Below are 15,454 nucleotides of genomic sequence, written 5' to 3' on the forward strand. Positions count from 1 at the left end.
GAATGAAGTAATAGAGAACATAAAATATGAAAATCAGCGTTAATTAATAGGTTAATAATAAATTATATGAAATATCATAGCACAGAAATTTTCAAAATATAAAAAGATGAAAATTCTCCTGTGTATTTGTAAGATATAATGTTTATCCTGCTATTTGTGAACATTAAGAGCACTACCTTAAGATTTTAGGGAAACTTAGAAGATAGATGGAATGTTCGTAAAAGCTCGATTGATGAGATTAATAGTCGGTAGGGATGTAAAGCCTCCTACCGATTAAAGTTTTACTGTATTATTTGTTCTTACAGTTACTAAAAAAGATACATAAATATTTGTTTTCTTGAGTATATAGATACTTGACAATGCAATAGTGAAATGGTAATCTGAGTTTATATTCTTTATAAAGAATATAAACGTTTTATTGATATATTAAATTCAGTGATTTTTATTTATATAAAATTCAGATGGTAATATTTTGATTCGAATTAAGAAAATCACACCTTTGTTCTTTTTTTGAGAAAATTAAAATGCGAGGGTTTACAATAGGATAGGTAGCCTGAAAGCTTGAATACTTCAACTGAAAAAAGATTTAAGGCTATAAAATTGGGTTTTAAAATCTGTTATGCGTAAACGAGGTAGTTTGAGGAAAGGGTTTTCTGGTATATTAATAACATTTTTTTGATATATCTAGTAATTTGCTTATCCATCGGGTTTTCCCTTAATTGTCTCGTAGTGGGAGGAAAAAATGAGTGCAATAACCGGAATTTATCATTTAAATGGAGAACCGATACCGCCTGAACATAGGATTGGAATCATGAAAGATTTATCTCGTTATCCAGGTGACAATACCGATATATGGCACAAGGAAAATATTTTTTTTGGCTCCCATGCAAAATGGATAACATCTGAATCTATTAATGAACAATTACCTTACTATGATTATGAAACACAGTTGGTTATAACTGCTGATGCTATTATTGATAATCGCAATGAATTATTCGATAGATTGCAAGTAGACAAGGTACATAGAAGAGAGATGCCTGATAGTAAGTTGATTTTACTCGCTTATCAAAAGTGGGGAGAGCATGTACCAAAGTATCTAATTGGTGATTTTGCTTTTATGATTTGGGATGAGAGAAAGCAATTGCTCTTTGGTGCACGTGATTTTTCAGGAAGTCGGACTTTTTACTTTTACCGCAATCAAAATCAATTTGCTTTTTGTACTAGCATACAACCGCTGTTTTCTTTACCGTACGTCGGGAAGGAATTGAATGAGCAATGGTTAGCTGAATATTTAGCGATACCTAATATGCTTGATACAATAGATGCATTTTCAACAGTGCATAAAAATATAGAGCAAGTCCCGCCTTCTCATACTATCTCCGTAGTTAAGGGAAGAGTTAGTATTGCGAAATACGACACGTTATTTGTAAAGGAGCAGTTGCAACTCAAATCAAATGAAGATTATGAAGAGGCGTTCAGGGACGTATTTGAAAGCGCAGTAACATCAAGGTTACGTACTCATCGTAATGTTGGTTCTCATTTAAGTGGGGGATTAGATTCAGGAGCTGTTGCTAGCTTTGCTGCGAGAGCCCTGCAAAAAGAGAACAAAAAATTATATACATTCAGCTCAGTACCTGCGGAAGGGTTTACTGATTGGACTCGTGGTCATACGATTGCTGATGAAAAGCCATTTATTCAAACTACAGTACAACATGTAGGGAATATTAAAGGGAATTATTTGAATTTTCCGGGAGAAAATTCTTTCTCAGAAATTGATGATTGGCTTGAGATTATGGAGATGCCATATAAATTTTTCGAAAATTCCGTCTGGGTGAAAGGAATTTATGAAAAAGCCCAACAACAAGGGATTGGGGTGCTCTTAAATGGAGCGAGAGGAAATTTCACAATCTCTTGGGGGCCAGCTTTAGATTATTATGCGATTTTACTTAAAAAGTTCAGCTGGTTGCAGCTTTATCGTGAAATTGATTTGTATGGTAAGAACGTTGGGGTCAAAAAATCGAGAATACTGAAAGTCGTAGGGGAGAAAGCATTTCCATCGATAAAAAACATGTTTTCCTCGGAACAGCAATACGAACTGCCAACGTTAGTTAGTCCAGAACTTGCAAAACGTACTGATGTATTTAGAAAGCTTGAAGAACATGGTGTGAAAGTAACAGGGGCTTCTATCCCAAATATATATGAAATAAGGCAGAAACATTTTGAACAGCTAAACTTGTGGAATACAACGGGTACAAGTGGAACAAAGCTCTCCTTGCGTTATGGTTTACAAGGGCATGATCCAACGAATGACTTACGGGTAATTCGATTCTGTTTATCGTTACCACTCGAACAATTTGTTCAAAATGGCTTAAATCGTGCACTTGTCCGGAGGTCCACAAAAGGATTTCTTCCTGACAAAGTAAGATTAAATCAGCGTGTGCGGGGAATACAGGCAGCTGATGTGGTTCATCGCATGATTCCTTCATGGAAAATGTTTATCGAGGAACTTCAGCAGCTTAGTAAAGACCCAGTGGCCTCTAACTTTTTTAATATGGAGATTATTAAGAGCGCGATTTTGAAAATTCAAGGAGAACCACGAGTAGAATACGTGTTTGATCCAGATTTTAGAATTTTAATGCGTAGTCTTATTGTCTATCGATTTATCAAAAAATATATTTGAAAGGGGGTGAAATTATGAAACAAGAATGGCAATCACCAGTATTAGAAGTACTTGATATCAACATGACAATGGCTGGACCTGGAAAGAGACTTGTTGACCAAGTTTTTGAAGATGAGGATGAGCAAGGCGCTCTTCACCACAGCTAATGCACTAATATTTAAATAAGATTTATATGCTTTACAGCCCTTATATAGTTTAATTACGGTATAAGGGTTTTTTTAATCAATTTTTCAACTATTTGGAGTGAGAAAGATGATACATACTGTAAAGAAAGAGATTTACAAAGCCTTCGGATTAGCCCTATTAAGTGAGATTCCCCTGCCGGAATTGCCTCAAGTAAGTAATTACGAAAATGAAGTAGACGTAAAAATAGAAACTGCAGATTTGTCCCAATTATGGGGAGAGTTATCTTCTCCGAAGTCAGTGTTTGTAGTTGAAAAAGAATTAATTATGTTTCAAATCCCCGAAACTGCTACGTTTTGTATTCAAAATGGAGAAAAAATCATTGTTTCACCTATGAAAGGGTCTGATCAAGATAAGATTCGGCTTTATATTCTTGGGACTTGTATGGGGGCATTGTTGATGCAGAGAAAAATACTCCCTCTGCATGGAAGTGTAATAGCCATCAATGGAAAGGCGTATGCTTTTGTAGGAAGATCAGGAGCTGGAAAATCAACTCTTGCATCAGCCCTTTTAAGCAAAGGCTATAAGCTTTTAAGCGATGATGTAATTGCTGTGTCTCTTTCTGAGGATAATACTCCTTTTGTTACACCATCTTATCCGCAACAAAAGTTATGGAAAGAGAGTCTTGATCAGTTTGGAATGGAGACAGCGCATTATCAGCCATTATTTGAAAGGGAAACTAAATATGCTGTCCCCGTTACAGCTAACTTTTTCGAGGAACCATTACCATTGGCAGGTGTATTCGAATTAGTGAAAGTAGAAAATGGGGATGTTGAACTTCAGCAGATTGAAGGACTGGAGAGACTACGCACATTGCTGCGTCATACATATAGGAATTCATTAATCCCACGATTGGGGATGATGGAATGGCATTTTATGCATTCTACAAATATCGTAAACAAAATAGATATGTTTCAATTGAGACGTCCTATTTCAAAGTTTACGGCACATGATTTAGTATCCAAAATTCTAGAGTCTTTAAAAGAGGAGGAAAAATAATGAGTAGTAAACAAACAATTTCATTACACAGTTTTGTTGTACAAGGTCAGGAAAATGTAGTGAGCGATATGGATGGGGAGAAAGTGATGATGAGCATCCATAATGGGAAATACTATAACTTAGGAGGTATAGGTGGTGAAATTTGGAGTTTAATTAATGAATTAATATCTGTCAATCAAGTGATTGATATATTATTGTCTCGATATATGATTGAAGAGGCAGAATGTAAGGAACAAGTACTCTCTTTCTTAAATCATTTGTATGCAGAAGGGTTAATCTCGGTTGATGAAAAACTTTGATTTTTAATTGAACGTTCCAGATTTAATAGATTAGGAGTAGGATCGATGAATATCATAAATAAAGCCAAAGCTTTCTTGTCGTTCGATATGGGAACAAAATTATTACTTATAGAAGCTTTCTTTTATTTAGGCTGGGCTCGTATTCTTAAAAGTATACCGTTTTCTAAAGCTGCTCCTATATTAGGAATTCATATGGCAGAAACGTCTTTAAGCTATGATGAATCGGAAAAGATTACGTTAAGGAAAATTTCTCAAGCAGTGCATATGATGAGCCGTTATACATTTTGGGAAAGCCAGTGTCTCGTTAAAGCTATCGCTGCAATGAAAATGTTGGAGAAGCGTCAAATTGAAAGTACCCTTTACTTAGGGACCGCGAAAGATGAGACAGGAAATATGATTGCCCATGCGTGGTTACGTAGCGGGCCCTTTTATATTACTGGCGTAGAAGAAATGAAGAGATTTACTGTTGTTGGTAAATTTGCAAAGAGGATAGGGTAAAAAAATCTTGAAGGAGAATGAGATGTATACCGGTTGTAATCTTGATTTGAGTCATTTACCTAAAGAACTAAAATTGTTACTTGAAATTATAAAGAAGGAAGATAAAGAGATACAAGAAATCCCGGAAGACTGGTTCATAAATATTGATTGGAACAAATTTTTGAAACTGGCGCTGCATCATCGTATGTATGCGTTCATTTATCCAAAAATGAAATCTATTGATAAACAGTTAGTTCCATCAAATGTTATGCAAGTATTAAGTACATATTTTAAAAGGAATACATTCCATATGCTTCATTTAAGTGGAGAAATGGGAAAGGTAAGTAAATTATTTGCTGAAAACCAACTTCGACTTCTATTTTTGAAGGGCCCTATTCTTGGTACGGATCTATATGGAGATATTTCCCTTCGAACATCAGGGGATCTGGATGCCCTTGTTCCTATAGATGATCTTGGAAAAGTGAACGAATTACTTGTAAAGAATGGTTATGTCAAAGAGGATGATTTTCCGACGGTTATGAATGAATGGAAGTGGAGACGCCACCATACAACTTACATGCATCCGATAAGTAAGGTGAAATTGGAGATTCATTGGCGACTACACCCAGGGCCGGGAAAGGAACCACGCTTTGATGAGTTATGGGAGCGAAAGAGGACGAGTCCTGTCACAAATTATCCTGTCTATTTTTTAGGTAGAGAGGATTTGTTTATGTTTCTTGTGACTCATGGGACTAGGCATGGTTGGTCCAGGCTTCGATGGTTAACAGACATTGACCGTATGGTAAGGCAAGAAATAGATTGGAAAGAACTCATTGTTATGTTGGAAAAATACGGATGCAAACAACTGGTAGGTCAGGCCCTTATTTTATCTTCTAAGCTTTTAGATACTCTTATAATAGAAGAAGAGACAAAAGTATTAATGTCAGGGAGAAGGGTAACGCAATTAGCGAAGCTTGCTATATATTACTTGGAAAGTATGATTAACTTGCATACAGATCCTGTCCCAGAAGAAGTTTCAAAATATCATGAGCGATATTTATATTTGTTAAAGACAAGCTCTCAAAAGCTACTGTTTCATCTTAGTTGGTTGTATCCTTATCCTCAGGATGTGGAAACTTTACCACTGCCAAAACAGCTGCATGTTTTATATTTCCCTTTGCGGCCGGTTTTATGGATTTGGAGGGAAATGAGGTACCGTAAGGAGAAGTGAAAATGAGAAATATTTTATATTTTACAAAGCGGTTATACTCTTTTACTGGAAACATTCTCATTGTTAATCTCATGGGAATGGTATTGGTCAGTCTTGTAGAAGGAATCGGCATTTTATTATTAATTCCTATGATAAGTATTAGCGGTATTGCGAAGATGAATGAACAGACAAGTCCTCTTTCAGGGGTTCTTGGATTCCTAGGTGAGTTTCCAACTACTTTAGGATTACCACTTGTATTAGGAATATATATTATATTGGTCGTGGGACAAGCGCTTTTACAAAGGAATATAACAGTTCGTAATGCAAAAATCCAGATACGTTTTATTAATCATTTGAGATTGGAAACTTATCGTGGATTGTTGCAGGCCAACTGGAGTTTTTTTGTGAAAAAGAGAAAATCAGATCTTATCAATTCTTTGACAACGGAATTAGGGCGTGTTAGCGCAGGCACTAATTTATTTTTACAGTTGCTCACTTCTTTAATGTTTACATTTATACAGATTGGTTTCGCTTTTTGGTTAGCGGCAGATATAACAATTTTTTTACTATGTTGCGCTGTGGTACTTGCCTTTCTTTCACGAAGATTTATTAAAAAATCAAAAAGATTAGGTGGTCGAACCTCAGAGAATTCAAAAGCGTATCTTGCAGGTATAACTGATCATTTTAATGGAATTAAGGATATTAAGAGCAATACACTCGAACGATCTCGTTATATGTGGTTACGTAATTGGGTAGAAGATGTGGAACGTGAACAGTTTGCATATATTAAGGTGAGAAATAATTCTCAACTCTTTTATAAAATTGCATCAGCTGTTTTCATTGCTATTCTTATCTTTTTATCTGTTAAGCTGTTTCAGACGAAAACGGAGCAATTATTATTAATTATTCTTATATTTTCTCGTTTGTGGCCACGATTTGCAGGTATACAATCAAACATGGAACAAATTGCAGCGAATCTTCCCGCTTTTAAAGATTTGCTGCAATTACAGGAAGAGTGTAAGAAAAGTATAGAATTGCAAGATATAGAGCAGGATTATGATTGTATAAATCCTATGCAGATAGAACAATCTATTGAGTGTCAAAATATCTCTTTCCGCTACAATAAAGAAAATGCTGTGTACTCACTTAAAGATATTAATTTGCGTATTCCTGCAAATTGTATGACGGCTATCTCAGGGCGTTCCGGTGCTGGAAAGAGTACATTAATTGATATCATAATGGGACTTATGCAGCCGGAGAGCGGTCAGTTATTAATAGATAACAAACCGTTGACAAGTAAGGACCTATTATCATTGAGGAAATCTATTAGCTATGTTCCTCAAGATCCATTTCTATTCAATGCCAGTATAAGAGACAATTTGAGAATGGTTGAACCAAATGCAAGTGAGGAGCAGCTTTGGGAAGCTTTGGAATTTTCTGCTTCCGCTGAGTTTGTTAGCAAGCTCTCGCAAGGATTGGATACACTGATTGGCGATAGGGGAGTCAAACTTTCAGGGGGAGAACGACAACGTCTTGTTCTGGCTAGAGCGATACTTCGAAAGCCTTCTATTTTAGTATTAGATGAGGCAACAAGTGCGTTAGATGCTGAAAATGAAGCGAAAATACAAGAAGCATTGGAAAGATTGAAAGGAAGCATGACAATTATTGTCATTGCACATAGACTATCTACTATACGTAAAGCTGACCAAGTAATTGTAATGGATCAAGGACAAATTATTCAACACGGTAGTTTCGCACAACTGGCAAAAGATGAAAGTGGTTTATTTAGTAGTCTACTTGGACAACAGGCTAAGGTAAACATTTAAATATGACTAGTCACAATTATTTTTTATAAATTTAAGGAATACACTGCCTTTATTTCTTTCGGGCCGGTAACACAATTTGATTATTTATGGTTTGGGGGATAATTGGTATTTGTGTACTGGTCTTTTTATGGAAATATGAGCTTAATTTAATTGTGTGACCAGTAAAAAAAACTAGAAATACTTTTTGTGACTTATTAATATACCATCTATATACATGTATAAATATCCGTGTTATAATTTAACATGGAACCTGATTTTATTTATACCATATACAAAAAGCAGCGAGACCCCTCGTCTTTAGGACTAGAGGTCTCGCTGCTTTTTGTATATAAAGGTTTATTAGTGTAGTTGTGATAATATATTTTGAAGCACCTTGTAGACATTTTTATGGTCAGTGATTAATGAGAGGTAGTGCCTAATGAATTGTTGGTATTTTGAATTGCTACTAATTTTATATAAGTAATTAAGAAGGGAAACGATTTGAGGAAATGAAAGAGAGATAGTGAAGAATATTATATAAGTATTTCTTTTAATTTCATTTGAATTTTTCTTTCAAATACTCCGGAATGCCTTATTTAACAGATAAACAAGGAAAAGTAACAATTTCTTATTAGTTATACTCTATTTTCATGTATCGTTAAATAGATTTAAAAGAATTTATATGTAATATTGGACATTTATGTAAAATGAAAATGTATCTTTTGTGATGATATTTTATAGGGTTTTTATTAAAGGCTAATCCACGAAGATTTATTTTTTTATAAAGCATAGTGTTCTGGATTACGAATCTTAATTTCTAGATATGCTATTTAAGATAATATAAGAAAAATGAAGAAATTTGTAGAAATTTGTAGAAAATTAAGGGTATGATGGTAAAAAGGAGTAAATATTGAATTTTTCTTTCTTGTTTTTGTCCTTTATAATGAGCTATGAATACGACATACGAGGAAAATAATGTATATTTTCTCTCCCTAACTTTGATATACACCTTTTTCCAACCTCCGTGTTAATTGCTATTATTTTGTTATACCGATTAGCGAAGGGAAAAGGGTGTATCTTTTTTGTATGAATAGTCCTAATAGATATTTTGGGTAGAAAGCATTTCTTGTTTTTCGTGACAAAAACAATGGAGAATGGGATAATAAGGACAGTGTGTTGGTGGTATGACCAATTTGGTATATAAGGAGAGAATGATATGCTAGATATTCAACAGATTAAAGAAATTATTCCACATCGTTATCCATTTCTACTAGTCGATCAAATTTTAGAAGTAGAAGAAGGAAAGCGTGCGGTTGGGATTAAAAATGTAACGGCAAATGAGGAATACTTTAATGGACACTTTCCAGATTATCCTGTGATGCCAGGTGTTCTAATTGTAGAAGCATTAGCGCAGGTGGGTGCTGTTGCGGTACTGAAGAAGGAAGAAAATCGCGGTCGCCTTGCATTCTTTGCTGGTATTGATAACTGCCGCTTCAAACGTCAAGTTCGCCCAGGTGATCAACTTCGTCTAGAAGTCGAAATGACACGTGTCCGTGGACCGATTGGAAAAGGAAAAGCAGTAGCAACTGTAAATGGTGAAATCGCTTGTGAAGCTGAAATCACATTTGCAATTGGTGATAAGAAAGAATAAAGATTTGTTAACATAACTTTACGTTGGGAGATGAATGAAGAGAGTATGGTCATTCATCTTTTTTATTGTTATTGAAGCGAATTATGAAGAAATGGACGAAAGGTAAGAGGATTTGTCGATAGGTAAGTTCTCTTACTTTTAAACAAACGTTTGATTAAAAAATATAGGGGACCTTCGAAAAAAGTTTATCAACTAAAGTCTGAAAAAGATATTGAAAGATTAAGAAAAAACAAAATAAAAATTAACAAAGGTAAGATTTTTATGAACAGGATAGTATAAATACACAGATCAATCAATGGTATATTCACTAGTAATATTAATAATACCCATATATCGACAGTATATAACAAATGAAAACCTATACATTAAAAACTGTGTCGAAATTCGTCATATTCGGCAGTATAATATTTGTCAATTTCTCCAACAATTTTCTCAACCATTCTTGCTATACTAATGTAAGTTCTGTAATATGTTAAATGGTTATTTATCGCTAAACAACTTTAGGGCTAGATACCAGATTTTTTTTGTCAGCCTAAAACCTGACAAATTATTTATTTTCAGAAGTTTTTATAACAAATTATTGAAAGCTGGAGGAAGGCATGGAAGAAACAATAAGTTTGAAAGAGTTATTTGCTATTTTAAGAAAACGATTAGTTATGATCCTTGTAATTACGATTGGTGCAGCACTTGTAAGCGCGATCGTAAGTTTCTACTTTATAACGCCGATTTATCAGACTTCGACGCAAATTCTTGTTAACCAAAAGAAACAAGATGAGAAAATCATTCAGTATAACGAAGTGCAAACCAATGTGCAATTAACTAATACATATAAGATCATTGTAAAAAGCCCTGTAATTTTAGATAAGGTGAAGAGTGAATTAAAGTTAGGCATGTCTACTCAAGAGTTAAATGGAAAAATTAATGTAGAAAATGAGAAAGATTCACAAGTAATAGCTGTTACAGTTCAAGATAAAGATGTAAAACTAGCTCGTGATATCGCAAATACAACAGCGGAAATATTCAAAAGCGAAATTGCAAAAATTATGAGTATTGATAACGTAACGATCTTATCAAAAGCAGAAGTAGCAGAAGGTCAGTCACCAATCAAACCAAATAAAAAGTTAAATATAGCAATTGCATTTGTTGTTGGATTAATGGCTTCTGTTGGAATTGCATTCTTACTAGAGTACTTAGATAACACGATGAAAAAAGAAGAAGATATTGAAAAACTACTTGGTGTACCGGTTCTTGGCGTCGTTTCTCATATGGAGGAAGATGGTACAAAGAGCGGTAGTTTATCAGCAACGAAGAGAGTAGGGGGTCATACAATTGGTTATTAAGAAAAAAATATTACGTGCTCGCCGTCAGCTGATTGCATATGAACAACCAAAATCATCTGTGTCAGAGCAATACCGAAATATACGAACAAATATTGAATTTGCATCTATTGATAAGAAGATTCGTTCTCTTATCGTAACATCTGCGAATCAAAGTGAAGGAAAGACAACAACGGCTGCTAATATTGCAGTTGTTTTCGCACAACAAGGTAAGAAAGTATTACTTATCGATGCAGACTTACGTAAACCAGCATTACATCAAATGATGCAAGTGGAGAATATATTTGGCTTAACAAGTGTATTAACACGTAGTAAAACACTAGAAACATGTGTGACACAAACGAAAATCGGTAATTTAACATTTTTACCATGTGGTCCAATCCCACCAAATCCAGCGGAATTACTGGGTGCAAGCTCGATGAAAGATTTACTTTCAGAAGCTTATGGCACGTATGACCTTGTCATTTTTGATTCATCACCAATCTTACCAGTTACAGATGCACAAATTATGGCAAATCAATGTGATGCTTCTGTACTTGTTATTCGAAGTGGTGCAACAGAAAAAGAGGCGGCACTTAAAGCAAAACAATCATTAGATAGCGCAAAAGGTAAATTACTTGGCGTTGTCTTAAATGATAAAGAACAAAATGGATCCGAATATTACTATTACGGTTCTAACTAAATGCAAAAGAAGGAAAGGTGAACATTCATCTTTTCTTCTTGTATTCAGTATGTGAAGAATATGTGAAGAGGGGATGAAATAGAATGATTGATTTACATTGTCATATCTTGCCTAATGTCGATGACGGAGCACAATCAATCGAAGACAGCATTGCAATGGCAAAGGCAGCATGCGAAGAAGGAATTCATACAATCGTTGCTACTCCTCATCACCAAAATGGGGTTTATATGAATCTAGCAGAAAGCATTCTTCATCAGGTAAAGCAGTTAAATGAAAGATTAAAAGAAGAGGATATCAATTTAACCATTTTACCTGGTCAAGAAATCAGGTTGTACGGAGAGTTATTAGAAGACTATGATTTGGGACGTATTGTTACACTGAATCGTACCGATAAATATATATTAATTGAATTTCCAGCAAACCATGTCCCGCGCTATGCAGAAAAAATGTTATATGAATTACGTGTGAAAGGGATCACGCCGGTTATAGTTCATCCAGAACGGAATATGGAAATTATTGAACGCCCCGATGTGTTGTATAAGCTCGTCAATCAAGGGGCACTAACACAAATTACCGCAGGAAGCGTCACAGGGAAGTTCGGAAAGAAAATCAATAAGTTTTCATTGCAACTTATTGAGCATCATTTAACACATGTCATATCATCAGATGCTCATAACACAACAACGCGGTCCTTTCACTTGCAAGCTGCGTATGAAACAGTAGAGAAAACATTTGGGAGTTCTACATTGTACTACTTCAAGGAAAATACGTATGAACTAATAAGTGGAAAAATGATTTATCGAGAAGAGCCCGAGAAAATAAGACGAAAAAAAATATTCGGTCTCTTTTAAAGAGAAAACAACTTGGTGATGCCTCCTAACCAATATCAATGGAGACACTCGGCTATGCTGTGGGTAGAGTAAATTTCTACCTTAGACGCGTTTGTTGTCAAAAGCATGATGTGAGGTAGGGTTAGATGCCCATAATTTATTTATGATAGAAACTCTACCTATGAGGTTATAAATATGACTCTATAGATAGGGTTTTTTGTTATCGCTACATACATATATATGAAAAAATGCTTTGGGGTACTGATTTGAAAAAAGTAAGGAAAGCAATTATTCCAGCTGCTGGACTGGGGACAAGGTTTTTACCAGCTACGAAAGCAATGCCGAGAGAGATGTTACCTATCGTTGATAAGCCAACGATTCAATACATTGTGGAAGAAGCCATTGCATCTGGAATTGAAGACATTATTATTGTAACTGGTAAAGGAAAGCGTGCAATCGAAGATCACTTTGATCATTCCTTTGAACTGGAACAGAACTTATTAGAAAAAGGGAAGTATGAAATGCTTGAAAAAGTACAAGCTTCTTCCAAAATTAACATTCACTACATAAGACAAAAAGAACCAAAGGGACTCGGACACGCAGTATGGTGTGCACGTAAGTTTATTGGGAATGAACCATTTGCCGTATTGCTTGGTGATGATATTGTTCAAGCGGAAACACCGTGTTTACGTCAATTAATGAATCAATATGAAGCAACAAAGTCATCGGTAATTGGTGTCCAAACAGTTCCAGAAAATGAAACACATCGCTATGGTATTATCGATCCACTAGAACAAAAAGGGCGTAGTTATCAAGTGAGCAGATTTGTTGAAAAACCGACACAAGGAACAGCTCCATCAAACCTCGCAATTATGGGACGTTATGTATTAACACCAGAAATTTTTATGTTCCTAGAGGATCAAGAAACAAGGGCCGGTGGAGAAATTCAGTTAACGGATGCGATCCAAAGATTAAATGAAATCCAACGTGTATTTGCATATGATTTTGAAGGTAAACGTTATGACGTTGGCGAGAAATTAGGATTTATTCAGACGACGATTGAAATGGCACTTCAGCACGATGAGCTAAAAGACGAATTAATTAAATATATGAATGAGCTTGTACAAAAAGAAAATGTATATGTATAAAAGGTGAGGTGGAATAGCAGTGGCCTTAATGAAAGTATCAGGTGAAACGGTCAAGAAAAATGGATTACTTGCTGCTGAAGAGGTAAATCAAAAGTGGTTATATTTATTTATGAAGCGCTTAATGGATATAGTAGGTGCGTTATGTGGTCTTATTCTTCTTTCGCCTATTTTTCTTATCATTGCACTACTTATTAAGTTAGAAGATCCAAAGGGTCCAATCTTTTTTAAACAAAACCGAGTTGGGAAAAATGAGAAAGAATTTGAGATGTATAAATTTCGCTCTATGATAACTGATGCAGAAGAGAAATTAAAAGATTTATTACAACATAATGAAGTATCGGGTGCCATGTTTAAAATGAAAGATGACCCTCGTGTAACAAAAATCGGAAAATTTATTCGCAAAACAAGCATTGATGAATTACCTCAATTATTAAATGTTTTAAAAGGTGAGATGAGTTTAGTTGGGCCACGGCCACCTCTTACAAGAGAAGTGAAGGAATATACCTCTTATGATAAACAGAGATTACTTGTTACGCCAGGATGTACAGGGCTTTGGCAAGTGACGGAGAGAAATAGTGTTGGGTTTAAAGAGATGGTTGAACTGGATTTAACATATATACAACATCGTAGTTTATGGTTTGATGTTAAATTGATGTTTAAAACAGTTTTGGTGTTATTTGGATCTAAAGATGCTTTCTAATAGCATGGAATATACATCAGAATTACCAATAGGATACATATTTAATAAAAAGTTATGGCATACGCTCTAACTTGTATTCAAAAAAGAATGATTGCAAGGGAGATACACTAATATGAATATAGCAGTAGTAGGAACTGGTTATGTAGGGTTAGTTACAGGCGTCGGTCTATCAGAAGTGGGACATAATGTTGTCTGTATAGATACGGATGAACAAAAAGTAGAAAAAATGAGAAGTGGACAATCACCTATTTATGAACCTGAATTAGATACTTTGATGATGAAAAATATCGCAGCAGGGCGCCTAAGATTTACTACTAATCATTTCAAAGCATTTAAAGAAGTGAACATTATTTATATTGCAGTAGGTACCCCAGAAAATGAAGATGGAACTGCAAATTTAACTTATATTAATCAAGTTGTAGAACAAATTTCTCAAAATGTTCAACAGGACGTGATTGTGGTAACGAAAAGTACCGTACCTGTAGGGACGAACCATTACATTAAAAGCAAATTAAATAAACTGTTATCAGAAGGTGTTAAAGCTGAAGTGGTATCAAATCCAGAATTTCTTCGTGAAGGATCTGCAGTGTATGATATATTTAATGGCGATCGAATTGTAATTGGATCAGATTGTGAAAAGGCATCAGCGACTATCCGTAAGGTTAATGAACCATTTGGTATTCCTATATATGAGACTGATATTTGTAGTGCAGAAATGATTAAATATGCATCTAATGCATTTTTAGCTACAAAGATTAGTTTTATTAATGAGATTGCTAACGTATGCGAAAAAGTAGGGGCAGATGTTGAGCAAGTAGCGGTAGGAATGGGATTAGATAGTCGTGTAGGTAATCAATTTTTAAAGGCGGGTATCGGATACGGTGGTTCTTGCTTCCCTAAAGATACGAAGGCTCTTAAGAAAATTGCAGAAAATGTAGAATATGATTTCAGTTTATTGAGCGCAGTAATTGAGTTTAATAATAAACAGCAACGTAGGTTACTTGATCAGGCGGTAGAAGATTTTGGTACATTGGACGGAAAAAAAGTGGGTGTACTGGGATTAGCTTTCAAACCAAATACGGATGATATTCGTGAGGCAGCATCTTTAGTCATTGTTCCAGAACTAGTCAAAATGGGGGTTCATGTAAAAGCTTATGATCCAATTGCAATGGATAATGCAAAGAGAGCATTACCGGATGCAGTAGAATATGTGAACGAAGTCATTGAGGCCATTAAAGATACTGATATTGTATTTATTTTAACAGAGTGGGATGAAATAAAATCTATATCGCTAGAAACATTTAAAAATGAAATGAAAGAAGTAAATATATACGATGGTAGAAACTGTTTTGCAATAGAAGATGCTCAAAATAGTGATATCAAGTATCGTTCTATAGGAAGGAGAGCAGTTGATAAAAAACAAGTGTGTGTTTGATTTCATTAATATAAAAAG

At 34.9% G+C, this 15,454-nt stretch carries 14 protein-coding genes; all 14 read left to right on the plus strand.

The genetic code is table 11. The annotated features are described in order from the left end of the window. Positions 1-742: 742 nt before the first annotated feature. The 14 genes from MR071_RS13025 (at position 743) to MR071_RS13090 (ending at position 15,436) form a co-directional block, all read left to right on the plus strand. On the plus strand, positions 743-2,680 hold the full coding sequence (locus MR071_RS13025) for a lasso peptide isopeptide bond-forming cyclase (RefSeq protein WP_078213870.1): 1,938 nt from the start codon (positions 743-745) through the stop codon (positions 2,678-2,680). 14 nt (positions 2,681-2,694) lie between these two features. Next, positions 2,695-2,826: a paeninodin family lasso peptide gene (locus MR071_RS13030; protein WP_000808480.1), complete on the plus strand. Its 132-nt coding sequence runs from the start codon at positions 2,695-2,697 to the stop codon at positions 2,824-2,826. A 106-nt stretch (positions 2,827-2,932) separates the two neighbouring features. Beyond that, entirely contained in the window at positions 2,933-3,862 is a 930-nt protein-coding gene (locus tag MR071_RS13035; RefSeq protein ID WP_078213869.1) for an aldolase, read from the plus strand. Beyond that, positions 3,862-4,161, plus strand: a complete 300-nt coding sequence (locus tag MR071_RS13040) for a lasso peptide biosynthesis PqqD family chaperone (RefSeq protein ID WP_000095761.1) — start codon at positions 3,862-3,864, stop codon at positions 4,159-4,161. The genes MR071_RS13035 and MR071_RS13040 overlap by 1 nt, the downstream gene beginning before the upstream one ends. 45 nt (positions 4,162-4,206) lie before the next feature. Next, positions 4,207-4,659: a lasso peptide biosynthesis B2 protein gene (locus MR071_RS13045; protein ID WP_001021513.1), complete on the plus strand. Its 453-nt coding sequence runs from the start codon at positions 4,207-4,209 to the stop codon at positions 4,657-4,659. A gap of 22 nt (positions 4,660-4,681) precedes the next feature. Next, positions 4,682-5,869, plus strand: coding sequence for a nucleotidyltransferase domain-containing protein (locus MR071_RS13050; protein WP_242236334.1), 1,188 nt, complete (start codon positions 4,682-4,684; stop codon positions 5,867-5,869). A 2-nt stretch (positions 5,870-5,871) separates the two neighbouring features. Continuing rightward, positions 5,872-7,674: an ABC transporter ATP-binding protein gene (locus MR071_RS13055; protein WP_078213866.1), complete on the plus strand. Its 1,803-nt coding sequence runs from the start codon at positions 5,872-5,874 to the stop codon at positions 7,672-7,674. A gap of 1,195 nt (positions 7,675-8,869) precedes the next feature. Next, positions 8,870-9,304, plus strand: a complete 435-nt coding sequence (fabZ, locus tag MR071_RS13060; protein ID WP_002184592.1) for a 3-hydroxyacyl-ACP dehydratase FabZ — start codon at positions 8,870-8,872, stop codon at positions 9,302-9,304. A 599-nt stretch (positions 9,305-9,903) separates the two neighbouring features. Continuing rightward, positions 9,904-10,644 carry a YveK family protein gene (locus tag MR071_RS13065; protein ID WP_105586032.1) on the plus strand — a complete coding sequence of 247 codons (741 nt, stop codon included), beginning with the start codon at positions 9,904-9,906 and terminating at the stop codon, positions 10,642-10,644. Next, on the plus strand, positions 10,634-11,323 hold the full coding sequence (locus MR071_RS13070) for a CpsD/CapB family tyrosine-protein kinase (RefSeq protein ID WP_105586031.1): 690 nt from the start codon (positions 10,634-10,636) through the stop codon (positions 11,321-11,323). Before MR071_RS13065 ends, MR071_RS13070 begins: the two co-directional genes overlap by 11 nt. A gap of 83 nt (positions 11,324-11,406) precedes the next feature. Continuing rightward, positions 11,407-12,174, plus strand: coding sequence for a tyrosine-protein phosphatase (locus MR071_RS13075; RefSeq protein ID WP_199672786.1), 768 nt, complete (start codon positions 11,407-11,409; stop codon positions 12,172-12,174). Between the two features lie 245 nt (positions 12,175-12,419). Continuing rightward, entirely contained in the window at positions 12,420-13,301 is an 882-nt protein-coding gene (gene galU / locus MR071_RS13080) for a UTP--glucose-1-phosphate uridylyltransferase GalU (protein ID WP_242236337.1), read from the plus strand. A gap of 19 nt (positions 13,302-13,320) precedes the next feature. Next, positions 13,321-14,001, plus strand: a complete 681-nt coding sequence (locus MR071_RS13085) for a sugar transferase (protein ID WP_078213862.1) — start codon at positions 13,321-13,323, stop codon at positions 13,999-14,001. A gap of 112 nt (positions 14,002-14,113) precedes the next feature. Then, complete coding sequence (locus tag MR071_RS13090) at positions 14,114-15,436, plus strand: UDP-glucose dehydrogenase family protein (RefSeq protein WP_078213861.1); 1,323 nt, start codon at positions 14,114-14,116, stop codon at positions 15,434-15,436. Positions 15,437-15,454 lie beyond the last annotated feature (18 nt).

This window comes from Bacillus cereus group sp. BfR-BA-01316, assembly GCF_022664195.1.
Lineage (GTDB): Bacteria > Bacillota > Bacilli > Bacillales > Bacillaceae_G > Bacillus_A.

What these genes read in the sequence shown, in the direction of transcription:
- MR071_RS13025 (WP_078213870.1), top strand. Translation starts at nt 743, where the DNA reads ATGAGTGCAATAACCGGAATTTATCATTTAAATGGAGAACCGATACCG.
- MR071_RS13040 (WP_000095761.1), top strand. Translation starts at nt 3,862, where the DNA reads ATGAGTAGTAAACAAACAATTTCATTACACAGTTTTGTTGTACAAGGT.
- MR071_RS13055 (WP_078213866.1), top strand. Translation starts at nt 5,872, where the DNA reads ATGAGAAATATTTTATATTTTACAAAGCGGTTATACTCTTTTACTGGA.
- MR071_RS13035 (WP_078213869.1), top strand. Translation starts at nt 2,933, where the DNA reads ATGATACATACTGTAAAGAAAGAGATTTACAAAGCCTTCGGATTAGCC.
- MR071_RS13065 (WP_105586032.1), top strand. Translation starts at nt 9,904, where the DNA reads ATGGAAGAAACAATAAGTTTGAAAGAGTTATTTGCTATTTTAAGAAAA.
- MR071_RS13045 (WP_001021513.1), top strand. Translation starts at nt 4,207, where the DNA reads ATGAATATCATAAATAAAGCCAAAGCTTTCTTGTCGTTCGATATGGGA.
- MR071_RS13090 (WP_078213861.1), top strand. Translation starts at nt 14,114, where the DNA reads ATGAATATAGCAGTAGTAGGAACTGGTTATGTAGGGTTAGTTACAGGC.
- MR071_RS13050 (WP_242236334.1), top strand. Translation starts at nt 4,682, where the DNA reads ATGTATACCGGTTGTAATCTTGATTTGAGTCATTTACCTAAAGAACTA.
- MR071_RS13075 (WP_199672786.1), top strand. Translation starts at nt 11,407, where the DNA reads ATGATTGATTTACATTGTCATATCTTGCCTAATGTCGATGACGGAGCA.
- MR071_RS13030 (WP_000808480.1), top strand. Translation starts at nt 2,695, where the DNA reads ATGAAACAAGAATGGCAATCACCAGTATTAGAAGTACTTGATATCAAC.
- fabZ (WP_002184592.1), top strand. Translation starts at nt 8,870, where the DNA reads ATGCTAGATATTCAACAGATTAAAGAAATTATTCCACATCGTTATCCA.